The following is a 26,054-nucleotide window of genomic DNA, read 5'->3' as shown; positions in this document are numbered from 1 at the left end:
AGTTACTCAGCGGCACTTGACGTCAGATTCCTGTGGTGGATTTTTCCCTTTCATTTGGAAAAAAACACCCGGCAGGATGCGTACCGAGAGAAATACGGCATACACCCAAGCCGGGTAAGGGATTAGAAAATAATATCAATGGCCTCTAGCACATCTTGCTCCTGTTCGGATTGCCCGTTCAGGGAAATATCCTTCAACAGCACCGAAGGCTGTTCGCAAATTTGGGTGATGATCACGAGCAGGTCCTGAGCGAAATTGTCGATCAGATTGAGCGTAAACAACTTGGTGGCATATTCAAACTGCCCGTTCATTCCCTCATCCAGCAACGAGATGACCAAGGTAAGATCAAATTGGGAAACCGTATGAGTTTCCGGATAAGATTCGATCTTGATATCCCCGAAGCTTTGAACGTTATCTTCCTTGGTTTCCAAAGCAAACATGACATCGAATACAGGATTGCGGCTTTGATCTCGCGGCGCCTGCAGCTTTTTCACAAGCTCCTCGAACGGATAATCCTGGTGGTCGTAGGCCCCCAGCATCGTTTCTTTGACTTCGTTCAAGTAAGCGAGGAACGTCTTCTCCCCGGACGGATAATGGCGAATCGCCAAAGTGTTGACAAACATTCCGATGAGCGGCTCCAGGTCGGCATGTGTGCGGCCCGAAACCGGCGTGCCTACAATGAAGTCTTCTTGTCCCGAGTACTTGCTGAGCAGGATTGAATAGGCCGCCAATAACACCATATAAAGGGTGGCACCGTTCTCATCGGCGATGCGCTGCAAGCTGTCGGTCATCTGCTTGTCGATGCTGAAAGGCAGCACATCTCCCTCAAAGCTGCGAGCAGCAGGTCTGACAAAGTCCGTAGGCAGTTCAAGCGTCGGCAGTTCGCCTTCCAGCACGTCCAGCCAGTAGGCTTCCTGACGTTTCAGCCGCTCTTTTACAGGTTCGGACTGCTGCCAAGCGGCGAATTCCTTGTATTGAATCCGAAGCGGTTCCAGAGTCTCGCCGTTATACAGGCGCAGCAGCTCTTCGACGAAGATGCCCATCGACATGCCATCCGTGACGATATGATGAATGTCCAGCATGAGCAGATGCCGTTCCGCTTCCCATTCGACTAAGCCCACACGCAGCAGCGGCGGCCGCTCCAAATCAAAGACGCGTACAAAGCCGTCTACGATGCTCTTCGTTTCACTTTCCGTCGCTTTCGTATACTCGACGGCAAACTTCAAGTCCGGATAAATCCGTTGTACCGGTTCGCCGTCGACCATTTCGAAGCCGGTTCGCAAAATTTCGTGACGAGCTATCAATCCTTTGAGCGCCGCCTCGAATTGATTCCGTTCCAAACGCCCGACGAGAACCGTCATGCCGGACATGTTGTAGCTAAGCTCGGCGCCTTCCATCTGCTGCTGGATGTACAGCCGTTTTTGCACGGAGGAAAGCGGATAGTAATCCCTCTTATCCAGAACTGGAATGGAGAGGTGTTCCTGCCGCTCCAATTGGCTGATCGCTTCGGCCATCGCTTCGATGGTCGAGTGCCGGAACACATCGCGCAGCGGCAGGTCCACGCTCAGCTCCTTGTGCACCTTGCTGACCAGCGTCGTCGCCCGCAGGGAGTGCCCGCCGAGGTCGAAGAAGTTGTCCGTCACGCCAATCGTGACCGGCCCGAGCACGTCCTGCCAGATGGCGACCAGTTTCGCCTCCAGTTCGGTGCGCGGCGCCACGTATTCGCGGCCTGCGCTTGCTCCCCCTTCCGGTGCCGGCAGCGCCTTCCGGTCGATCTTTCCGTTCGGCGTCAGAGGCAGGCGCTCCAGCTCCACGAAGTACGACGGGATCATGTACCCCGGCAGCTCGCTGGCAATCGCCCGCTTCAGGTCTGCCGCCGTCAGTTCGCCATCCGTTGTGTAGTACGCGCACAGCGCTTTCTGCCCGTTCGCGTCACTTCGAACCAGCACCACCGCTTCGCGCACGCCTTCCACCCGCAGCAGCTGCGACTCGATCTCGCCCGTCTCGATCCGGTAGCCCCGGATTTTCGCCTGGTTGTCGATCCGGCCGATGAAGTCCACGTTGCCGTCTTCCATCCACCGCGCCAAGTCTCCCGTGCGGTACAGCCGCTCGCCCGCGGCGAACGGGCTGTCTACGAACTTCTCTTCCGTCAGTTCCGGACGGTTCAAGTACCCGCGCGCCACTCCGACTCCGCCGATGACCAGCTCGCCCAGCACCCCGACCGGCACCGGGTTCAGATGCGCGTCCACGATGTAGAATTTCGCATTCAGCCACGCTTTGCCGATCGGCACATGGCCTGTCTGCGGCAGCTTCGCCAGCTCCTCGTCGTAGAAGCTGGAGTCGATCGCCGCTTCCGTCACGCCGTAGGCGTTGATGATCCGGAACAACGAGCCGAAGCGTTCCTGCAAGGTCCGGTAATCCGCCACGCTGCAGCTGTCCGAGCTCGTGATCAACAGTTCCATCCAGCTCATATCCAGTTGCTGCTCGTGCACGTACTCCAGGAACGGCACGATCAGCGCCGGCGTCGATTCGAAGATGGTGACCCGCTCCCGCTCAATCCAGTGGTGCAGACGAGACGGATCGATCCGGTCGTCCTTCGGTACAATCACCATCGTGCCTCCGTTGTACAGCGTCCGCGCGATATCTCCGACGAACACGTCGAACGAGAAGCTTGCGAGCTGCAGCAGCCGCACCGGGAACTGATCCAACCGGTATTCCCGCCGGTAGCCCGCCGCCGTGTTCACCAGGCTGCGGTGCTCGATCATCACGCCCTTCGGCTTGCCCGTCGTTCCCGACGTATAGATCACGTACGCCAGATCCTCCGGACGGGCTTCATGGAAGCTGTCGGTGCCAACATTCTGATGGCTCTCACCGTCGTCGTCCACAGCATCCGTCAGCTTGCCGGAGACCATGCCGGAGACAATCGGCGCATTCGCCCGCTCCTCGCTGTACGACGCTTCGTCGTCCAGGTACAGCACCGCCGCCAGCGCCAGCTCCTCTTCGCCGAGCCAGGCTTCGGCGCGCTCTCGCAGCGGCGTTTGCGTCAGCAGTACCTTCGTTCCGCTGTCTTCAAGCATGAACCGCACGCGGTCCGCCGGATAATCCGGGTCGAGCGGCACATACGCCCCGCCCGCTTTCCAGACGGCCAGCACGGCCACCAGCAAGTCCACTGAACGCTCGGCGAGAATGCCGACGATCGTCTCCCGGCCGATGCCGCTTGCGCGCAGCGTAGCCGCCAAGCGGTTCGCCCGCTCGTTCAGCTCCGCATAGGTCAGCCGGTCATTCTCGTACACGACGGCCGCCTCTTCCGGCGTGCACTCCGCCTGCTCCTCAAACAGCCGGTGGAACGCGGCCGCAGGAGCCGCCTCCGGCTGCGCCGGGTTAAACGCGCCGAGAATTTGCTCTTTTTCCGCCGATGTCAAAATGCCCAGCTCGGCAATAGTCGCCGATGGGTTGCGGAGAATGGATTCAAGCAGCTGCAAGTAGTGAGCGGCCAATTTCTCCACCGTTTCGGTTTTATAAAGAGCAGTGGCGTATTCAAACAGATATTCCAAGCCTTCCTCGATCTCCGTGACGTCCAAGCTGAGATCGAATTTAGAAACAATTTCTTCGCTGGCATACGTCGACAAATGGAGTCCGGGAAGCTGGATTTCCAAATTCTCTGTATTCTGCAAAGCAAACATCGTATCGAACAGCGGATTGCGGCGTAAATCACGAGCCACGTTCACCTTATCCACCAGTTCCTCAAACGGATAATTCTGATGTTCAAAAGCGCCCAGCGTCGTCTCCTTGATTTCCTTCAAGTAGTCAAGGAACGTCTTACTGGCAGCCGGATAACTGCGGATGGCCAGGGTATTGACGAACATCCCGATCAGCGGCTGAACGTCGCTGTGATTTCTTCCCGCAATCGGCGTACCGACCACCACGTCTTCTTGCCCTGTATATTTATGCAATAATATTGTATAACCAGCAAGCAGAACCATGTAAAGCGTTGCGCCGTTCTCGGCTGCAAGCCGTTTCAGACCCTCGCTTTTCTCGCTATGCATAAACAATTGCAGCGTGCGGCCCTCGTAGCTCTGCATAGCCGGACGCGGATAGTCCGTCGACAATTCCAAAACCGGCAGCTCTCCGCGGAACATATCGAGCCAGTAGGCTTCCTGCTTGGCAAGCTGAGCTTTCTGCACGTCCGATTGCTGCCATACCGCATAATCTTTGTACTGAATGCGGAGCGGCTCCAACTGCTCCCCGCTGTACAAGCGGACGAACTCTTCGATCAGTACGTCAATCGAAACGCCGTCAGATACGATATGATGCGTATCGAACATTAGAATGTGCCGGTCCGGCGCCAGTTCGGCAAGGCCTACCCGCAGAAGTGGCGGCTTCGCTAGATCAAACGGACGAACGAATTGGCGCACCGTTTCTTCCGCCTGCTCCCCGCTGATCTGCACATATTCCACCTGGAAGGCGGCTTCTTCGTAAATCCGCTGAACCGCTTCGCCTTTTACCATCTCAAAGCCGGTACGCAGCGTTTCATGACGAGCTACGAGCCCGCGGAACGCTTCTTCAAACCGCTGCCGGTCGAGCTCCCCTTCGAGCAGCATAGCTCCCGGTATGTTGTAGCTCAGCTCGGCTCCTTCCAGCTGGTTCAAGATATAGAGACGTTTCTGAGCGGAAGAGAGCGGATAATACTCGCTAGGTTCCGCAGCCGGAATAGCCGTGAACGAGCCGATCTCCAGCTGCTCCATAGCCGCGGCCATTTCCTCAACCGTCGAGTAGCGGAATACGTCGCGAAGCGGGAATTCAACGCCTAGCTCCTTATGCATTTTGCTGACAAGCGTCGTCGCCCGCAGGGAGTGTCCGCCGAGGTCGAAGAAGTTGTCCGTTACGCCTACCGCCTTCTCCCGAACAAGAACATCCTGCCAAATGGCGGCCAGCTTCTCCTCAAGTTCGGTGCGCGGCGCCACGTATTCGCGGCCTCCGCCTGCTCCCCCTTCCGGTGCCGGCAGCGCCTTCCGGTCGATCTTTCCGTTCGGCGTCAGAGGCAGGCGCTCCAGCTCCACGAAGTACGACGGGATCATGTACCCCGGCAGCTCGCTGGCAATCGCCCGCTTCAGGTCCGCCGCCGTCAAGCCTTCTTCCGCTGTATAATAAGCGCACAAAGCTTTCTGACCTTCTTGATCTTCCCTGACGACGACGACCGCTTCCTTTACGCCACCTACACTCAGCAGCTTCGCTTCGACTTCGCCCGTCTCAATCCGGTACCCCCGGATTTTCGCCTGGTTGTCGATCCGGCCGATGAAGTCCACGTTGCCGTCTTCCATCCACCGCGCCAAGTCTCCCGTGCGGTACAGCCGCTCGCCCGCGGCGAACGGGCTGTCTACGAACTTCTCTTCCGTCAGTTCCGGACGGTTCAAGTACCCGCGCGCCACTCCGACTCCGCCGATGACCAGCTCGCCCAGCACCCCGACCGGCACCGGGTTCAGATGCGCGTCCACGATGTAGAATTTCGCATTCAGCCACGCTTTGCCGATCGGCACATGGCCTGTCTGCGGCAGCTTCGCCAGCTCCTCGTCGTAGAAGCTGGAGTCGATCGCCGCTTCCGTCACGCCGTATGCGTTGATGATCCGGAACAACGAGCCGAAGCGTTCCTGCAAGGTCCGGTAATCCGCCACGCTGCAGCTGTCCGAGCTCGTGATTAACAGCTCCATCCAGCTCATATCCAGCCGCTGCTCGTGCACGTACTCCAGGAACGGCACGATCAGCGCCGGCGTCGATTCGAAGATGGTGACCCGCTCCCGCTCAATCCAGTAGTGCAGACGAGACGGATCGATCCGATCGTCCTTCGGCACAATCACCATCGTGCCTCCGTTGTACAGCGTCCGCGCGATATCTCCCACGAACACGTCGAACGAGAAGCTTGCCAGCTGCAGCAGCCGCACCGGGAACTGATCCAACCGGTATTCCCGCCGGTAGCCCGCCGCCGTGTTCACCAGGCTGCGGTGCTCGATCATCACGCCCTTCGGCTTGCCCGTCGTTCCCGACGTATAGATCACGTACGCCAGGTCCTCTGGACGGGCTTCATGGAAGCTGTCGGCATTCGTCCCCTCCTCGCTGTACGAAGTTTCGTCGTCGAGGTACAGCACCGCCGCCAGCGCCAGCTCCTCTTCGCCGAGCCAGGCTTCGGCGCGCTCTCGCAGCGCCGTTTGCGTCAGCAGCACCTTCGCTCCGCTGTCTTCAAGCATGAACCGCACGCGGTCTGCCGGATAATCCGGGTCGAGCGGCACATACGCCCCGCCCGCTTTCCAGACGGCCAGCACGGCCACCAGCAAGTCCACCGAACGCTCGGCGAGAATGCCGACGATCGTCTCCCGGCCGATGCCGCTTGCGCGCAGCGTAGCCGCCAAGCGATTCGCCCGCTCGTTCAGCTCCGCATACGTCAGCCGGTCGTTCTCGTACACGACAGCTGCCGCTTCCGGCGTGCGTTCCGCCTGTTCCTCGAACAGCCGGTGGAACGCCGACGCAGGAGCCGCTTCCGGCTGCGCCGGGTTAAACGCGCCAAGAATTTGCTCTTTTTCCGCCGCCGTCAAAAGCTCCAACTGATTCACGCGGATGTTCGGGTTAGCCCCAACCTTCTCCAGTGCCCGGGCAAAATGACCGTGGATCAGCCTGATGTCTTCCTCTCTGAACGTCAGCGCATTGTACGTAAACCGCAGCAAAATATGCTCTTCCGGAATGACGGTAATGTCCAGGTCGTAGTTCGTTTGCTCCGGCGACTGGATATTAGCGATTTTCAGCGCTTCTTTGTCTCCGCCGACGACCTGCTCAATCTGTTCTTCCATCGGATAATTTTCAAAGACCATGATATGGTTGATCAAGTCGCGCTTTTGCTCGCTCAGCGACTGAATTTCGAACAGCGGGAACGTTTCGTAAGCTCCCGATGCCAGCGCTTGATCCTGGGTTTTTCTCAAGATATCGGCTACCGTCTCCTCGGCTTTGCCTTGAATACGGACCGGGATCGTATTAATAAACAGGCCGATCATGCTTTCGATGCCCGGAATTTCCGCCGGACGCCCGGATACGACGGAGCCGAATACGACATCCTCGCTGTTGTTGTATACCTGCAGAACCAGTCCCCATACGGTCTGCATGAACGTATTGAGCGTCACCTGCTGCTGGCGCGCCACCCGCTCGATTTGCCCGGTCAGTTCCTTGCTGAGTTCCACATCGATTTCAGCCGCTTCAAAAGCGCCCTGCTTCAGCTGCGTTTTCTCCTGGGGCAGCTTGGTCTGCTGATCGTAACCCGCCAAATACTCGGACCAGTAACGCGAAGCTTTCGCGGCATCTTGAGCTTCCAGCCATTCGATATACCGGGAGTACGAGGTAACCGGAGGAAGCTCCAGCGTCCGCTTCTCCTGGAACGCGAAGTAGGTGTCGAACACTTCCTTGATCATAAAGGACATGCACCAGCCGTCCATCAAAATGTGATGGTGACTCCAGATCACATGGTAGGACTCGTCGCCCGTGCGCAAAACTGTCACGCGCATAAGAGAGCCTCGGGCCAAATCGAACTTGTTCGCTTTATCCGCGCTGACGAAATCGGCTATCATCTTCTCCGGGTCATCATCGCTTACTGAGCGAATATCTTCGAAGTACACTTCACACTTCCGCTCACGGAATACCACTTGAATCGGCTCGTCTCTCCAGCCGGTAATAAAGTTGGTCCGCAGCGCCTCATTCCGCTGCACCAGCGTATCCAATCCTTGGGTGAAGGCTTCGACATTCAGGCTTCCGTACAAATCGAAGGTCACCTGTTCGAAGTAAGCTTCCGAATCGGCATCCAGCAGGCTGTGGAACAACATCCCTTTTTGCAGCGGAGTCAGGGTGTATACATTCTCCAGTTCGCCGAGCGCCGCCGTATGTTCGGTCAGCCGCTCCAGTTCCTCCAACGTCACATCTTGAAGCAGTACGTCGCTAGGCGTAAGCTCCGGCCGCTCTTTCGATACGCAATGGCTGATGACTTCACGCAAGCTCGAATGAAGCAGGGTGCCCAGGCGCTCTACCGTTTCCCGTTTATACTGGGTTTCCCCATAACGGATCGTGAGTTCCTGCACTCCTTCCGACACCATACCGTTGATATCGAGGACATAATCCATCACTGCATTCGGGCTTGAATCGGAGCCCGGGCTGAACGGAGACGGCCTCGAGCCGCTGCTTTCGTAATCCTGGTCGAACTGACCCAAATAGTTAAAGCTGATCTCCGGCTCCAAAGCGAAGCGCTCGCCGTCACGCGGCGCCGACAAATAACGCAGGATGCCGTAGCCGATTCCTTTGTTCGGAATGCGGCGCAAGCTTTCTTTAACCTGTTTCACCTGATGACCGAGCGCCTGGGCGTGACCCGGCTCCAGAACGACAGGGAATTGGCTTGTAAACCAGCCTACCGTGCGCGTAATGTCCACATCCGGCAAAATATCTTCCCGGCCGTGGCCTTCGAGATTCACCAGCACGCGTTCCCGGCCGCTCCAAGCTTGTACCGCGAGGCCAAGCGCGGCAAGCAGCAAATCGTTCATTTCCGTATGGTAAGCACGGTGTGCCTGCTTCAGCAGCTGTTCGGTTTCCTCCGCCGTCCAGCGAACGGTCACGAGCCCGCTGTCCTTCAGCTTGGATCTGCCTTGTTCAAAATCTTTCGGAAGCGGCTCATAGGTCAATTGCTCGATATGCTGCCAATACTCTCTCTCGCTTTCCATCGCCGGACCGTTCGCATAATCAGCGAGCTGTTTCGCCCACGTTTGGAATGAATCCGTTTTGAGCGGCAGACGGATCGGCTGCCCTTGCAGCGCCTGCTCATAGCCGGCAGCAAAATCCTCAAGCAGAATCCGCCAGGATACGCCGTCTACGACCAAGTGATGGATCGCGATGAGCAGGTGGTCGCCGTCGTCGCAGCGGAACAAGCCGAGCTTCACCAGCGGACCGTTTTCCAGATCGATGCTCGCTTGAATGTCATTCGCCTTAGCCTCTACCGCTTCTTTCACGTCGCCGACTCCCTTGAAATCGACAACTTCCAGATCGAACAGCGCTTCGTTCTCCCCGGCGCCGCAGTTCCAGGCGGTATAGCCGTTCTCGGTTTGGCGGTAAACCGTACGGAGAGCATCGTGATGCACGACAAGCTGACGCACCGCTTGGCGTAAAGCTTCTTCGTCAAAGCCTTGCTTGGAGAACTGCATGAACGCCTGGTTGCTGTGATGCACGTCGGCCGGATTTTGTTCAAAGAACCAGCGCTGAATCGGGGTCAAGATGACCTCTCCCGTCACTTCGGCCTGGCTTGCCGTTCTCTCCGCCGTTTGCAGCTGCAAACTAAGGGCGGAAATCGTCGGGTAATGGAACAAATCTTTCATGACCAGCTTGTACCCCGTTTGCAAAAGACGGGACGATACCTGCAAGGCCTTGATCGAATCGCCGCCGAGCGCAAAGAAATTGTCCATCGTGCCGACCTGATCCACGCCCAGCACCGACTGCCAGACCGATGCAAGTGCTTGCTCGGCAGGAGTACGAGGCGCCGTGTATGCAGCCTCGGCACGAATGCTTCCTTCCGGCACAGGCAGCGCTTTACGGTCGATCTTCCCGTTCGGCGTAAGCGGCATTTGATCCAGGCGCATGATGCGCGAAGGCACCATATGGGAAGGCAGCGCGGCGTCCAGATGGGCCACAAGCCCTTCCAGATCGAAGCTGGAATCCGCTACGACATACCCACACAAATATTTCTGCCCCCGCTCGTCCGTCCGGTCGATGACAAGCGCTTGACGCACGCCGGCAAAATTTTTCATGGCCGCTTCAATTTCACCAAGCTCGATCCGATAGCCGCGAATTTTCACCTGGTTGTCGATCCGGCCGATGAAGTCCACGTTGCCGTCCGGCATCCAGCGCGCCAGGTCGCCCGTCCGGTACAGACGCTCCCCAGCGGCGAACGGGCTGTCTACGAATTTCTCCGCCGTCAAATCCGGGCGGTTCAAGTAACCGCGGGCCACACCCGCTCCGCCGATAACCAGCTCGCCCAACACCCCGATCGGCACCGGCTTCAGATTCGCATCCACGATGTAGAACTTGGCGTTCAGCCACGCTTTCCCGATCGGCACGCTGCCCGTCTTCGGCAGCTTCTCCAGCGGCTCGTCATAGAAGCTGGAGTCAATCGCCGCTTCCGTTACGCCGTAGCTGTTAATAATACGGAACTGCGAGCCGAAGCGCTCCTGCAAGGTGCGGTAATCCGCTACGCTGCACGCATCCGAGCTTGTGATCAGCAGCTGCATCGAGCTGAGGTCCAGACCCTCGGCATGCACATGCTCCATGAACGGCACGATCAGCGCCGGAGTCGATTCGAACACCGTCACGGCGTAGTCGCGAATCCAGCCGTAGAGGCGGGTTGGATCAATCCGGTCGTCCTTCGGCACGATGACCATGGTGCCGCCGTTGTACAGCGTCCGCGCAATGTCGCCGACGAACACGTCGAACGAGAAGCTGGCGAGCTGCAGCAGCCGGATCGGGAACTGATCCAGGCGGTAGTCCCGCCGGTAGCCCGCCGCCGTGTTCACCAGGCTGCGGTTTTCCACCGCCACGCCCTTCGGACGGCCCGTCGTACCGGAGGTGTAGATGACGTAAGCCAAATCGCGCGGCTTGTTCACATTCGCCGGATTCGATGCGAGATCCGCCGCTAGTACGTTCTTCTCGGCTTCTGCCGTGGCGGACGTTTCGGCGGCAGCCGTTTCCGCTTGCGCCAAAGCCTCCGCCTCTGCGCCTGCTTCGCCCACAGCCGCTTCCGCCGCTCCGAGGCTGTACGTCGCGGCGTCGTCAAGCGCAAGCACCGTTTGCAGCACTAGAGCTCCGTCGCTGCGCCAAGCTTCCGCCTGCTCCAGCAGGCGGGTCTGCGTGAGCAGCACCGACGCCCCGCTGTCCGCGAGCATATACTCGATCCGCTCCGCCGGATAGTCCGGGTCGAGCGGCACATAAGCGCCGCCCGCTTTCCATACGGCGAGCACCCCGATCAACAGCTCCGCCGAACGGTCGGCCAGAATGCCGACCACCTGTTCCGGCTTCACCCCGCGCGCCCGCAGTGCATACGCCAGACGATTCGCTTTGGCGTTCAGCTCCGCATACGTCAGCTTACTGTCTTCGTAGACAACCGCCAACGCTCCCGGAGTGCGCTCCGCCTGCTCCTCGAACAGCTCGTGGAACGTTCTCTCTCTCCACGACTCATCCGCCTCCAAACCTGTACCCTCTGCGGCGGGTTGCTTCGCAAGAGCCGAAGACGACACGTCAAACCCGACCAGCAAATCATGCTTTTCGCTGTCCGTCAAGATATCCAAATCCGAAATCCGTGCACCCGGCTGAGCCAGGAGCGACGCCAAAAGCTGCTCGTAATGACCCGCCAGCCGGACCATCGTTTCCTGTCTAAACAACGAGGTAGCGTACTCGATCTTGCAAACCAGCTCGTTATCGGCTTCCACGATATCAAAGCTAAGATCAAACTTTGCCGTCTTTTCCTCGATGTCGAACAGCGACCATTGCAAGCCTTCCAGGGTTAAATCCAAGCTTTCGTGCTTTTGCAAAGAAAACATGGTGTCAAACAGAGGATTCCGGCTTAAATCCCGGCTCACCTGAAGAGCTTCCACCAGCTCCTCGAACGGATAGTCCTGGTGCTCGTAGGCTCCAAGCGTCGTTTCCTTCACTTCCTGCAAGTAATCCAGGAACGTCCGCTCCGCCGCCGGACCCAAGCGAAGGGCCAGCGTATTGACGAACATGCCGATAATCGGCTGCAGGTCGGCGTGAGAACGGGCGGCAATCGGAGTGCCGACCACTATATCTTCCTGTCCCGCGTATTTATGAAGCAATACGGAGTACGCAGCCAGCAGAAGCATGTACAGCGTCGCTCCCGAATCGCCGGCAAGCCGTTTGAGAGCTTCGCTTTTCTCCGCATCCAGCGTAAACGTGAGCGTTTGACCGTCAAACTGCTGGACAGCCGGGCGGGAGAAGTCGAGAGGCAGCTCAAGAACCGGAAGCTCGGAGCTGAATACCCCGCGCCAGTATTCCTCCTGCCGTTTGATGCGCTGGCGCTGCTCCTCGGATTGCTGCCAAACGGCGTAATCCTTGTATTGAATCCGCAGCTCCGGCAATTCTTCCCCATTGTAAAGCCGCACGAATTCACGCAGCAGCACGTCCATGGAAAGGCCGTCGGAACCAATATGATGAATATCCAGCGCGAGCAGGAATTTCTCTTTCTCCAGTTCGATCAGCAGGGCGCGCAGCAAAGGCGGCTGGGTCAAGTCAAAAGGCTGAATGAAGCCTTCAAGAATGGCCGCAACCTGATCTTCGCTTGCTTGAAGCTTCTCGACCTTGAAAGCTACGAGCGGATGAATACGCTGAACCGGCTCCCCATTCACGATTTCAAATCCGGTGCGCAGCATATCGTGCCGGGCCACCAAAGTAGTCAGCGCCTTTTCCACTTTGGCCTCGTTCAAAGCCCCTCTCAATTGCAAGGCGCTTGGGAGATTATAATTCAGCTCCAAGCTATCCAGCTGGTGCAGGACGTACAGCCTTTTTTGCGCGGAGGAAACCGGATAGTACGCTTTCTCTTCCGCTTTCGGAATCGAGCTGTGCCGCGTTTCTTCCAAGCTGGCAATAGCCCCGGCCATCGACTCTACCGTCGTATAGCGGAACACATCGCGCAGCGGAAGTTCGACGTTCATTTCCTTCTGAATCTTGCTGACAAGGTTCGTCGCCCGCAAGGAGTGGCCTCCGAGCTCGAAGAAATTGTCCAGGACTCCAATGCCGGAGTAGCCCAGCACTTCCTCCCAGATCTTCACAAGCTCGGACTCCGTCCAGTTACGCGGTGCTACATATTCGACGCCCGTCTGCAAGCTGCCTTGGGGCTCCGGCAGCGCTTTGCGGTCTACTTTGCCGTTGGCCGTCAGCGGCATGCGCTCCAGCTGCACGAAGTACGACGGGATCATGTACCCCGGCATTCCCTGGGCCAGTGAGGTTCTCATTTCGCTGACCGTCAGTGTCCGGTCCGCCACAAAGTAGGCGACAAGCGCCTTCTCGCCCCCGCCGTCCTGACGGGCAAGCACCACCGCTTCTTCCACGCCCTCGACGTTCAGCAGCTGCGTCTCGATTTCGTCCAGCTCGATCCGGTAACCGCGGATTTTGACCTGGTGATCGATTCGGCCCAGGTATTCGATATTGCCGTCCGGCAGCCAAGCCGCCAAGTCGCCCGAGCGGTACAGTTTCTCCCCCTCCGCAAACGGGGAATCGACGAACTTCTCCGCCGTCAGATCCGGACGGTTCAGGTATCCTCTCGCAAGGCCTTCCCCGGCCACGTACATTTCGCCCGCTACGCCGATCGGCACAGGGCGGCAGCTTTCATCAAGGACATACACGCTCAGCGTCGGGATCGGCTTACCGATATTGCTCTTCGCCGCCTCTATTTCGACCCATGTGATTTCCTTATATGTAACGTGGACCGTCGTCTCGGTAATGCCGTACATATTGATTAGCTTCGTCTCCGGGTACTTCGTCTTGAAGCCCTTGAGCAGCAGCGGACTCAGCGCTTCGCCCCCAAAGATCACATTGCGAATCCGCAAATCGTATGGATGATCCGTCAAGACCTCACGCAGCAGCTGGTAGAAGTACGTTGGTGTCTGGTTCAAAATGGTAACCTGTTCGCGGCCCAGCAGCGCCAGGAAATCGGCCGGATTTTTCGCCGTGAGCGGCGGTACGATGACCAGCTTGCCTCCGTACAGCAGCGCTCCGTACATTTCCCAGACGGAGAAATCGAAGCAGAACGAGTGGAACAGCGTCCACGTGTCGGACGGCCCGAAGTCGAACAGGTTCTTGTCGTTGAACAGGAGCCGCACGACGTTCTTATGCTCGATCAGCGTTCCTTTCGGTCTGCCGGTCGTTCCCGACGTGTAGATGACATATGCCAGGTTATCCGGCCCGGAAATCGGCTCCAGGTTCGAAGCGTCCAGCGCACCTTCGGAGCCCGCCCCTCTGTCCCTCCAAACGAAATCATCCAATTCGAGGCGCGTTCCTGCGAAGTCAGTCTTCTCGTGCAGATGCTTTTGAATCAGCAATAACGGCGCGCCCGAATCCTCGATCATGAAGCGGATGCGCTCCTCCGGGTAGTCGGGATCGACAGGCACGTAGGCTCCGCCCGCTTTGAGAATCGCCAGAATGCCGACAACCATATCGAGCGAGCGTTCGGCCAGAATCGCTACCAGCTGGTCCGCTTCTACTCCCGTCTCCCGCAGCTTCCGCGCAAGGCGGTTGGATCGCTCGTTCAGCTCGCGGTAGGTCAGCTGCCGCTCGTTCATGACGGCGGCCACGTTGTCCGGGTAAAGCTCCGCCTGCTCTTCGAACAAGCCGTGAATCGTCTGCTGCCGCGGGTAGTCCGCCTCCGAATCGTTGAAACCGCGCACCAGCTCGCGGATTTCCTCCTCCGTGAGCATTTCCAACGAGGCAATATCCCCGTCCGGCGCTGCTGCGATGGTTTCGAGCAGCTTGTCATAATGTCTGGCGAACCGCTCCGCGGTCTCCTGTTTATACAAAGCCGTAGCGTACTCCAACCGGCATTCGAGCTGACCGTCCAGCTCCGAAATATCCAGGAGCAGCTCGAACTTGGATGTTTGGTTTTCCAGTGGATAAAACGATTGCTCCAGCCCCTCGATGACAATTTGCTCGTTCTCCGTATTTTGTAGGGAGAAGAACGTGTCAAAGAGCGGATTCCGGCCGGTCGCGCGCGGAATGTGAAGACTTACTACCAAGTCTTCGAACAAATAATTTTGGTGTTCGAAAGCCCCGAGCGTGATGTCCTTGATTTCTTCCAGGTACGAAAGGTACGGCTTGGAACGCTCCGGACGGCTGCGAATGGCCAGCGTGTTGATAAACATCCCTACGATCGGCTGCACTTCTTCCTGCGTTCTTCCGGCAATCGGCGTTCCTACGATCAGATCTTCCTGACCCGAATATTTATGCATAAGGATGGTGTAAGCCGACAGCAGCACCATGTACAGGGTCGTCCCCGTCCGTGCCGCCAGTTCTTTCAGCTTCTCCGTCCGATCTTTCTCGATATAAAACTTCACGGTTCGGCCGTCAAAGCTTTGCACCGCAGGCCGCGGGAAGTCCGTCGGTAGCTCCAAGACCGGCAACTCGCCCGACAGCTGTTCCAGCCAATACTCCTTCTGCGGCTGAAGCATCTGCCCGTAAGCTTCGGAATGCTGCCAAACGGCATAATCTTTGTATTGAATGCGTAGCGGGGTCAGCTCCTCGCCCCGATACAGGCGGCTGAACTCGTCGAAGAGCAGCGCTGTCGAAATGCCGTCCGAGACGATATGGTGCATATCGAACAGCAGAATGTGGCGATCCTCGGCGACTTCGATCAGGCCGATGCGGAGAAGTGGCGGCTTGGTCACATCAAACGGATAATAGTAAGCTTCCACCACTTGGTCCACTTCCCGCTCGCTCGCCTGGAAATAATCGACAGAAAACTCCACCTCGTCATAGATGCGCTGGACAAGCTCGCCTTGAACCTGCTCGATCCCGGTACGCAGCGTCTCATGGCGCTGAATCAGCGCCCGGAACGCGTGCTCGACGCGCGTGCGGTCCAGCTTGCCTTCGAGAAGAAGCGCCGCCGACATATTGTAGCTGCGCTCGGCCCCGTCAAGCTGGCGCAGGACGTACAGACGCTTTTGCTCGGATGAAACCGGATAGTACTCGGCCTCAGCCGCCTTTGTGATCTCATACGTCTCCTGCTGCCTTAAACCGCTGATTCTTTGGGCCAGCTGTTCGATCGTGGTGTAGCGGAAAACTTCCCGCAACGGAACCTCGACTTGCAGCTCTTTCCGAATCTTGGAAACAAGCGTGGAGGCCCGCAAGGAATGACCACCCAAGTCAAAGAAATCGTCTTGGACTCCAACTCGCGCAATACCCAGCACCTGCTGCCAAATGAGGGCAAGTCTTGTTTCCAGCGTTGTGCGAGGAGCCACATACTCACGGCCTGCTTCTACCTCTCCGGTCGGTTCAGGCAGCGCTTTACGGTCAATTTTGCCGTTCGGCGTGAGCGGAAGCTTATCAAGAGACACCAGCCGGGCCGGGACCATATGGGCCGGCAGCTCTTGCTTCAATTGGGACAGCAGATCGCTCAGCTGCAAGGAAGCATCCGCCGCCACGTAGCCGCACAAATACTTTTGCCCCTGCTCATCCGTACGGTCGGTCACCACAGCCTGCTTGACGCCCGGGAAACGCAGCAGGGCCGTTTCAATTTCGCCGAGTTCGATCCGGAACCCGCGAATTTTCACCTGATAGTCGATCCGGCCGATGAAGTCGACGTTGCCGTCTTTCAGCCAGCGGGCCAAATCGCCTGTCCGGTACAGACGTTCGCCCGGCACAAACGGGCTGTCCGCAAACTTCTCGGCGGTTAGGTCCGGACGGTTCCAGTACCCGCGCGCCACCCCGGCGCCGCCGATGACAAGCTCGCCCGGAACCCCTACAGGAACCGGCTTTAACGCGGCATCGACAATGTAAAACCGGGCGTTCAGCCAAGCTTTGCCGATCGGCACATGACCCGACGGCGGCAGCTTATCCAGCGGCTCACCGTAAAAGCTGCTGTCAATGGCCGCTTCGGTAACGCCATAGCTGTTGATGATGCGGAATTGTCCGCCGAATCTTTCCTGCAGCAATCGGTAATCGGTGACACTGCAAGCATCCGAGCTGGTAATCAGCAACTGCATGGAGCTAACGTCCAGCCCTTCTTCATAAATATGCTGCATGAACGGCAGGATGAGCGCAGGCGTCGATTCGAATACCGTAATGTTTTGGTCCCGAATCCAGCCGTACAAGAGGTTCGGATCAATCCGGTCATCCTTCGGCACAATCACCATCGTGCCTCCGTTATACAGCGTCCGCGCGATGTCTCCGACGAACACGTCAAACGAGAAGCTGGCCAGCTGCAGCAGCCGCACCGGAAACTGATCCAACCGGTACTCGCGACGGTACGCATCCGCCGTATTCACGAGACTACCGTGCTCGATCATGACGCCTTTCGGGCGTCCCGTCGTACCCGAGGTGTAAATCACATAAGCCAAGTCTTGCAGGGCGCTGCCGGCAGATTCAAATTCCACGGCTAAGGCATCCCCGTTATAAATCTGTTCATCGTCCATGGCATAGACAGCTTGAAGCTTCAGCCGGTCATCGGCCAACCAACCTCCGGCCCGCTCCAACAGATGACGCTGCGTAAGCAGCACCGATGCATCGCTATCGCTGAGCATGTACTCAATCCGCTCCGCCGGATAATCGGGGTCCAGCGGTACATAGGCTCCGCCGGCTTTCCAAACGGCGAGCACCCCGACCAGCAGTTCCACCGAACGCTCCGCCCAGATCCCCGTAATCGTCTCCCTTCCCACGCCCTGTTCGCGAAGGAGAGAAGCCAGCCGCTCGGCGCGTTCGTTCAATTCGCCGTAGGTCAGCTGTTTGTCCATGTAGACGACTGCCGGATGATCCGGAATTTCCCGGGCAAACTTTTCAACATACCGATGAAACGCTTCTCCCTCGCTCAGCCCTGCCACCGGCGGGTTAAAAACGTTGAGAATGCGGTGTCTCTCCTCATCGCTCAGCAGAGAAATCTCGCGTACCGGCAGTTCGGGAGTCTGAAGAAACTGGTCCAGAACGGTTACATACTGTTCCATAATCCGATCAATCTCGGCCGTCTCGAACAGGCCGGTACGATAGGAAGCATGGAGAATTACATGGCCTTCATTCAGCATATGGTCGAAGCGCAGCAGCAAATCGTCCATCTCGTGCCTAGCGAAGTGAGCCTCCAGGCGTACCTTGATTTCTTCGTACTCCACGATTTTCAAAGGCAGATATTCCAGAGACGTGCGGAACAGCCCCGAAAGATCGTTGCGGCCGTGTTGTTCGCGTAAATCCTGGATCAATTGGTTATAAGGGTATTTCTGATACCTCAGATCCGCCGTATTTTCCTTGGAAACCGTTTGGATCAAGGAAAGCACGTGCCTGTCTGGATTCAGACGAATCCGCGTAGCCACGGTGCTGACGAACATGCCGATCGTTTCTTTTTCCTTCTTGCTGGTGCGATTGGCGAAAACCGTGCCGACCGGAACATCGGTGCTGTCGGTCAGCTTGTACAATAAGGCGTACATGGCGGACAGAAATAACGTATATAAGCTGACCTGATATTGTTCGCTAAAGGCCAGAATGCGTTCATACCGGGAACCGTCCAAAGTGATGGCCAGTTTATTGGATTCGCTGCCGATCGAGAATGGCGGATACGATTTAATGCCGGTCGTTTCAGGCAAAGTGTTGTACTTCGTCAGCCAGTATTCCTTGCCTTTTTGATAACGCTGCGATTGCTCATATTCACGCTCCGCGGAAATATAATCCAGATAGGAAGGGGCCTGGTAACTGCTGGAGATGCCTTTGCGCAGTTCCAGGTATTTTTCCATCACCGCATGCAGCAAAGCATTGACGGACAAGCCGTCGGCGATAATATGATTTACCGTCAAATTGAGCCATACTTGGCCGTTCGCAAAATGGATCATCGTAAATTGGTAGAGGTGTTCGTCGAACACGCTGGCCGGTTTTTCGCTTACTTCTTTCACCCAAGCATAGAATTGTTCGGTTGTGCCTATTTCGAGGCGGCTTATCCTAGCTTGGACATTCTCCGGCTCTTCGAACCACTGCGTTGGATTTTGCAAATCCCCGCTAATGCGGATTCGGAAAACGTCATAGGTTTTGACGATCTCTGCCGCCGCTTGCTCCAGAAGCTGTGTGTTGATCTCGCCCGTAATCTGGTAGGTCGCGGAAAGCATCGTGATGGACGTTCCCGGATTCATAATTTCCATGAACCATATTCGGCGCTGGGCTTGCGTTAATCCATATTGCTCGTTGGTATTCTCTCTCACATCGACACACTCCCGGTTTAGAGATTCTTTATAGATAGGCTTTGTACCTAGATGTCACTTAGTCACTCTTAGAAGAACCGCGCAGGCCATTCCCGGAACGGCTCCTTCGGACTTTTCCTCCTTTTTCGTGTCTACGTTTTCTGGTAACTACCGGTTATAAAGTCATACCTTGGATTACTAAAAGACTCTGTCGCATTCGCAAGCAGGAAGCCGCCCGCCGTAAAGCGGGTCTAGCCGTACAGCCGGGCGTAATAACCCCCGAGCGCCAGCAGGTCCTGATGGCGGCCCCGCTCGACGACCGTCCCTTGGTTCATGACGGTAATCAAATCCGCATGTTCCACGGTGCTGAGACGGTGGGCGATCAGAATGGTGGTGCGCCCCTTCATCAATACGTTCAGGGCCTGCTGTACCCAATGCTGGGATTCATTATCCAGCGCGGAAGTCGCTTCGTCCAGCAGCAGAATCGGGGCGTTTTTGAGAATCGCCCGGGCGATCGCAATTCGCTGCCTTTGTCCGCCCGACAACGACGCTCCTCTCTCTCCCACCGGCGTTTTATACTGTTCAGGAAGTTCCTGAATGAAATGGTGAGCGTACGCCGCTTTGGCCGCTTCGATCACTTCTTCATCCGTTGCATCCGGGTTGCCGTAGCGGATGTTTTCCTCAATCGTGCCGGTAAACAAGAACGGCTCCTGCGGAACGTATGCAATCTGCCTGCGGATTTCGTCCAGCGTGTAATGGCCGAACGGTTTGCCTTGGAGCAGGATTTCTCCGCTGTCCACAGGATAAAAGCCGAGCAGCAGCTTGATCAGCGTACTTTTGCCGCTGCCGCTGGCCCCCACGATAGCGGCGACCTGGCCGGGAAACACCTGCATGGACATGTCGACAAGCACCTTTTTATCCGCCTGATAGGAAAATTCCACATCGCGAAACTCCACCGCAGCCTCCGACACGAGCTCGCTGTGAGGAGATCCCAAACTCTCCGGTTCCTCTTCCTCTCTTAGTACCTCTTGAATCCGGTGAGCGCCTGCGAGCGAATTTTGGGTCATCGACAGAACCATCCCCAAGTTCAACAAGGCGTGCGTCAGATTCACTTGCAGAACCGCCAGGGCGGCAACGCTTCCCATTCCCATCAGTCCGTAGGCATAAAGAAGACTGCCGATGACGATAATGCCGCAGAACGTGACGTAACTGATAAAATGGTTCACCGCAGCCTGCATGCCATTCTTCTGCGCGGTTTGCCGAAGCGTCTGCGTCATTTGTTCGTTCAACGCCTCATACTGGCCGTAAATCGTGCGGATGCGGAACAGCTTCACCAATTGAATGCCGCCCATAAAATCTTTGAATTTTTCGGTCATTTTACCAAGCGTTTGCAAGCCTTGTTCGGACAAGGCGCGAATATCCCGCGCAAATTTCAGGCTGACCACGGAGGACAGCAGCAGAATGACGAAGGATACGCCGGCAAACCGCCAATCGATCAACACCATAGAGACAATGGAGCCGATGCAAAAGACAACCTGAAGCAGCAAAACGAAGTAAACCTGCGAGAATGTAAACTCAACGGTCGTTACGTCGTTGTTCACCCGTGACAGCAAGTCCCCATGGTGGGTCTGCTCCAGGAATCTCGGCCGCACCCGGCACAGCTTGTCATAAAGACGTTCGCGGATATTCAGCACAGTCAGCTCGACACTGCGCTGGTATAAGTAAATGAACCAGGGAGAAATTATATTTTCCAGGAACAGGGCCGCGCCCAAAATAATAAAGGCTTCGACCATCAGGGACGTATCTCGGGACACGGCGAAATCAACCAAGTTATGTACGACCAAACTGAAGGCGATCAGGAACAATGTCTGGGTGAGCGCCGTCACGGCCAGGCCAATGGCGTACTGGGTTTTGCGCTTGCGGTTCATAAACATCAGCAAGTAGCCGAGTTCTTTCACTTGCGAGAGCCATCCGCCCTTTTTCATGTGTACGCCACCTCCCTGCGTTCGGCAGACTCGGTAAATTCCTGGTAGTACGACTGGGCGTACAGTCCCTTCATCTCCAGCAATTGTTCATGAGTGCCCTTTTCAACAATATTCCCTTGTTCCATGACCCAAATTTCGTCGGCGTTTTGTACTGTAGAAAGCCGGTGGGCAATAACCATGGTCGTTCTCTGCTTCATCAATACGCCCAGCGCTTCCTGAACCGCGCTTTCCGACTCCGGATCAAGAGCCGACGTTGGCTCGTCCAGCAGCAGAACGGGAGCATCCTTCAGAAAAGCCCGGGCCATTGCAATGCGCTGGCGCTGCCCACCGGACAAGAAGCCTCCGCGCTCTCCGACATACGTCTGGTAGCCGCCCTCAAGCTGCATAATGAAGGAATGCGCCTGAGCAGCTTTAGCGGCTTCGATAATCTCTTCCATCGACGCTACTTCCCGCCCGTAACCGATATTTTCGGCGATCGTGCCGCTAAACAAATATGAATCCTGGGTTACCACGGAAAAATGTGACCGAAGCTGCTCCGGATCGGCGCCGTGGATCAGGCTGCCGAACACGCGGATCTCGCCCTGATCTTCCGGAAGCGGATAAAAGCCGCATACAAGCTTAAACACCGTACTCTTCCCTCCGCCGCTCGCTCCGACAAGCGCGATCGTCTTCCCTTCCGGCACCGAGAAGCTAACATTCCGCAGGATCGGGGAGCTCTCCTCATACCCGAAGGTTACGTTCTGAAACTCGATGGGGGCGGCGCTCGCTTTCGGAAGCGAACGGCCATTTTCCGTTTCGGTCGGCTGCTCGACGATTTCGGAGACCCTTCTCAGGGCACCGGTCATTTCGAACGTCCGTGTGACGAGCTCGGGAATATGCTCCAGCGGCTCCAGACACAGATTCAGCAAGTACAGGAAGGCGATCAGCTCTCCCGCGCCTAGCTGCCCTTTGTAGATCAAATAGCTTCCGTAACTGACGGCGAAAATGATCGGGCTGATCATCAGCGTGGAAAGCAGCGGGTTGACCCAGGCTTCCCGTTTTTTCACGGCCAGCTTTTTTTGAGCCGTCAATTGCAGCAGCACTTGGTAGGAGCGAGATAGCATGCCGGATAGCAGGTAGCTTTTTACAATAGGCATACCCCCAAGCGTATCCTGGAGGTTGACGTTCATTCGGCCCATGTTCGCCTGGACTTCCTCCGTCAACCGCTCCAACTGCTTGCCGATCCATTGGGAAACCAGCAGCGCTACGGGAAATAACAGCAGGCTGTACAGCATCAGCTCCCATTGGAGGTAGATCAAATAAGCGAAACAGCCGATGAACAATAGCGGATGATAAAACCACTGGGCGAGGTCCCGAATCATAAACTGCTGGATGAGCTGCAGGTCGTTGTTGATCCGCGACAACACGTCGCCGGAGTGCTGCTTTTCCAAATAGGAGATCGGGAGTTTGCCGATATGACGCATGACATGGTTGCGGATATCCTGCACCGCAGAGGCGCTGCTTCGCTCCACGCCGAAGCTCATGAAAAACTTCGCCGGCACACCGATCAAGATGACCACAAAGACCGTGTACACGATTTGCAGAACGATTGGCCCCGCCCCCTTCTCGGCCTGGGTAGTCAGCTGCTCGATCAAACTTCCCGTCCATATCTCAATAACGGCGGCGGCAATCGCGGACAAGGTACCGACGATCATCCAGCCTTTGTGACGGCTTACATAGGACATCAGCCAGCGGAACGCTTTCCAGGCGGCGTAAGCGGTTTGGCGCTTGGAAGGCGCCGCTGTGCCTTGTTCTTGAACAGACGGCTGCCGGTCAGCTTCCATGCAGTACCCCGGCCTCCGCTTCGATCTGCCGCTTGACTTGCTCTAAGATGTCCCGGATGACAACGGCCGTTTCGTCCACGCGCGCGAGTTCCAGCAATTCCTCGTGCGCGCCCTCCAGCCGGTAATCGGCGTAAGCTTGCGTCGTTGCCCCCCGCCAGGACGGCAATTGGTGCTCCAGGCGGAACGCTTCGCTGTCCTTCGCAATCAGTTCGTAAATCCGGGCCGGGATCGTGCCGGAATTAATAAGCTGCGCTTCGTACGCCAAGGTCGCTTTGACCTTCCGATGAACCCGCTCCCGCACGAGCGGGTTGCTCATTAATTCCTTCTCTTCTTCGTCGAAATCAGCAAGCATTTCTTCAAGCTCTTTCTCCGACGTTTCGGAAGGCGTCAGCGCGTCCTTAATCCACGAGTCCACCATGAGCACGTCCGTTACGGAATACCCTCTTTTCTCCATCGTTTTGGCTACCTCGAACGTCAGGTTGCCTCCGAAGCAGTAGCCGAGCAGCACGTAAGGTCCTTCCGGCTGGATGCGGACGATCTCGTCCACATAACGGTTCAGCATGGCCTTGTAATCGACGGCATCGTCGATAAAATCAATGCCGTAGAGCACGAACCGGCCGTCGAGCCTGCTTGCGAGCTCTCGATAACCGATGCCGAAGCCGCTGCCCGGAGGGAAGCAGAACACGTTCAGATCTCCTGCTTTATTCAGCTTAATGAAGGAGTCTCCTCCTTTATCCAGGCCGAGATCCCCCTCTCCGAAAGCCATGGCTTCAACTGTTACATTATGGAATTGGCGGTTCAGCGGTATCTCAAATCCCGTTTCATCATAAACGGCTTGAACGAGCCTCATCAGACTTAACGAATTGCCACCCAACTCAAAAAAGTTATCCTTTACGCCGACCTGCGGAACGCCAAGCGTATCCTGCCAGACGCGGGCGATCTTCATTTCAAGCAGCGTTCTCGGCGCGACATATTCCGCTCCTCCGACCGCGGCTTCCTCCGGCGCGGGCAGCGCTTTGCGGTCGATTTTCCCGTTCGGGGTCAGCGGCATCCGCGAAAGCTGCACGAGGTGCGAAGGAATCATATACCCCGGAAGCTGCTTGGCGAGCTCCTCCTTGAGTTCATGCGCCGCCAGCCTCGTTTCCGCGACGTAGTAAGCGACAAGCTGCTTTTGGCCGTTCGCGTCGTCGCGGTCGAGCACCTTGGCTTCTTGCACGGCGGCGATCTTCAGCAGCTGCGTCTCGATTTCGTCCAGCTCGATCCGGTACCCGCGGATTTTCACCTGATGATCGATCCGGCCCAGGTATTCGATGTTGCCGTCCGGCAGCCAAGCCGCCAAGTCGCCCGAGCGGTACAGTTTCTCCCCCTCCGCAAACGGGGAATCGACGAACTTCTCCGCCGTCAGATCCGGGCGGTTCAGGTATCCTCTCGCAAGGCCTTCCCCGGCCACGTACATTTCGCCCGCTACGCCGATCGGCACAGGGCGGCGGTTTTCATCCAGGACGTACACCCTCAGCGTCGGGATCGGCTTGCCGATATTGCTCTTCGCCGCCTCCATTTCGACCCACGTTATTTCCTTATACGTCACGTGAACCGTCGTCTCGGTAATGCCGTACATATTGATCAGCTTCGTCTCCGGGTACTTCGTTTTGAAGCCCTTGAGCAGCAGCGGACTGAGCGCTTCGCCCCCGAAGATGACGTTGCGAATCCGCAGATCGTACGGATGGTCCGCCAAGACCTTACGCAGCAGCTGGTAGAAGTACGTTGGCGTCTGGTTCAAAATCGTGACCTGTTCGCGGCCCAGCAGCGCCAGGAAATCGACCGGATTTTTCGCCGTGAGCGGCGGTACGATGACCAGCTTGCCTCCGTTCAGCAGCGCTCCGTACATTTCCCAGACGGAGAAATCGAAGCAGAACGAGTGGAACAGCGTCCACGTGTCGGACGGCCCGAAGTCGAACAGGTTCTTGTCGTTGAACAGGAGGCGCACGACGTTCTTATGCTCGATCAGCGTTCCTTTCGGTCTGCCGGTCGTTCCCGACGTGTAGATGACATAAGCCAGGTTGCCCGGCCCGGAAATCGGCTCCAGGTTCGAAGCGTCCAGCGCATCGGCGGCGTCCGCCCCTCTGTCGCCCCAAACGAAATCGTCCAATTCGAGGCGCGTTCCTGCGAAGTCGGTCTTCTCGTGCAGATGCTTTTGAATCAGCAATAACGGCGCGCCCGAATCCTCGATCATGAAGCGGATGCGCTCCTCCGGGTAGTCGGGATCGACAGGCACGTAGGCTCCGCCCGCTTTGAGAATCGCCAGAATGCCCACAACCATATCGAGCGAGCGTTCGGCCAGAATCGCTACCAGCTGGTCCGCTTCTACTCCCGTCTCCCGCAGCTTCCGCGCAAGGCGGTTGGATCGCTCGTTCAGCTCGCGGTAGGTCAACTGCCCCTCGTTCATGACGGCGGCCACGTTGTCCGGGTAAAGCTCCGCCTGTTCTTCGAACAAGCCGTAAATCGTTTTCCCCCGCTCGAACCCGGTTTCGGTGTCATTAAATCGCTTCAGCAGCGTCTCCCTCTCGTCTGGGGACAGCACATCGGCTTGTCCGAGCTCCAGATCCGGCTGAAATAAAAGCACGGACAGCAGCCGAACAAGATGGTCGGCCGCCTGTTCCACAAATGCCCGCTCGTACCACTGCCCGTCAAAGCTTATTTCCAGCTCGATGGAATGGTTTTGGCGGTCGAAGCGAAAAACCGTATCGGCCGCCACCCGGTTGCCCAGCGGTTCCGGATGAATCGGTGCAAAGGATGCGACGGTGTTGATGATTGGTAGGCCGTCCCCCGTATAGTCCAGATGGAGCGGCTCCACCATTTTCCGAAAAGGCAGGTGCTGATGCTCCAGCGCCTCGCCGATGGAGGCTTTGATGCCCCCGAGCAGCGTTTTCAGCGTAGTCTGGTGGCTTACGGACGTCTTGATTACCAAAATGTCCTGCGGCGGCGGAGTCCCGTCAGGGTCTGCGCTATAAGAAGGCATGCCCACCAGCACTTGGTCCCGCCCGGTATATCTGAACAGCAGGCTTTTTACTCCTGCCAAAACAATCATGTACAAAGCCAAATCCGAACCGTTGGCGAGGCAAATGATTCTCTCTGAGAGTTCGCTCGGCAGAGTACGGTGAAGCAAGCCCGGCTCGGCCGCAGCTTCCCCGTCGGCGGATAATTTGGAGGATTGACTGTAGGGAAGGAAGCTCAGGCTGTCATCGGCATCAAACTTGCCGCTCCAGTACCGTTCTTCCTTTTCAAACAAAGATTTCATTTGT

The 26,054-nt window shown here is 57.0% G+C and carries 4 protein-coding genes; all 4 read right to left on the bottom strand.

Translation table 11 applies throughout. The features are described 5' to 3' along the window. Window positions 1-122: 122 nt before the first annotated feature. The gene (locus MHB54_RS16780) at window positions 123-18,965 is read right to left on the bottom strand and encodes a non-ribosomal peptide synthetase (RefSeq protein WP_340981724.1); all 18,843 of its coding nucleotides are present in this window, start codon (window positions 18,963-18,965) and stop codon (window positions 123-125) included. A 230-nt stretch (window positions 18,966-19,195) separates the two neighbouring features. Continuing rightward, window positions 19,196-20,929, bottom strand: coding sequence for an ABC transporter ATP-binding protein (locus MHB54_RS16775; protein ID WP_264454488.1), 1,734 nt, complete (start codon window positions 20,927-20,929; stop codon window positions 19,196-19,198). Further along, on the bottom strand, window positions 20,926-22,752 hold the full coding sequence (locus MHB54_RS16770) for an ABC transporter ATP-binding protein (RefSeq protein ID WP_071558196.1): 1,827 nt from the start codon (window positions 22,750-22,752) through the stop codon (window positions 20,926-20,928). The genes MHB54_RS16775 and MHB54_RS16770 overlap by 4 nt, the downstream gene beginning before the upstream one ends. Next, window positions 22,742-26,050 carry a non-ribosomal peptide synthetase gene (locus MHB54_RS16765; protein ID WP_340981722.1) on the bottom strand — a complete coding sequence of 1,103 codons (3,309 nt, stop codon included), beginning with the start codon at window positions 26,048-26,050 and terminating at the stop codon, window positions 22,742-22,744. The genes MHB54_RS16770 and MHB54_RS16765 overlap by 11 nt, the downstream gene beginning before the upstream one ends. Window positions 26,051-26,054 lie beyond the last annotated feature (4 nt).

The sequence above is a fragment of the Paenibacillus sp. FSL M7-0802 genome (assembly GCF_038004945.1).
GTDB classification, from domain to species: domain Bacteria; phylum Bacillota; class Bacilli; order Paenibacillales; family Paenibacillaceae; genus Paenibacillus; species Paenibacillus polymyxa_B.
The sequence above is the reverse complement of the archived record's forward strand: the minus strand, read 5'-3'. Positions and strand labels throughout refer to the sequence as shown.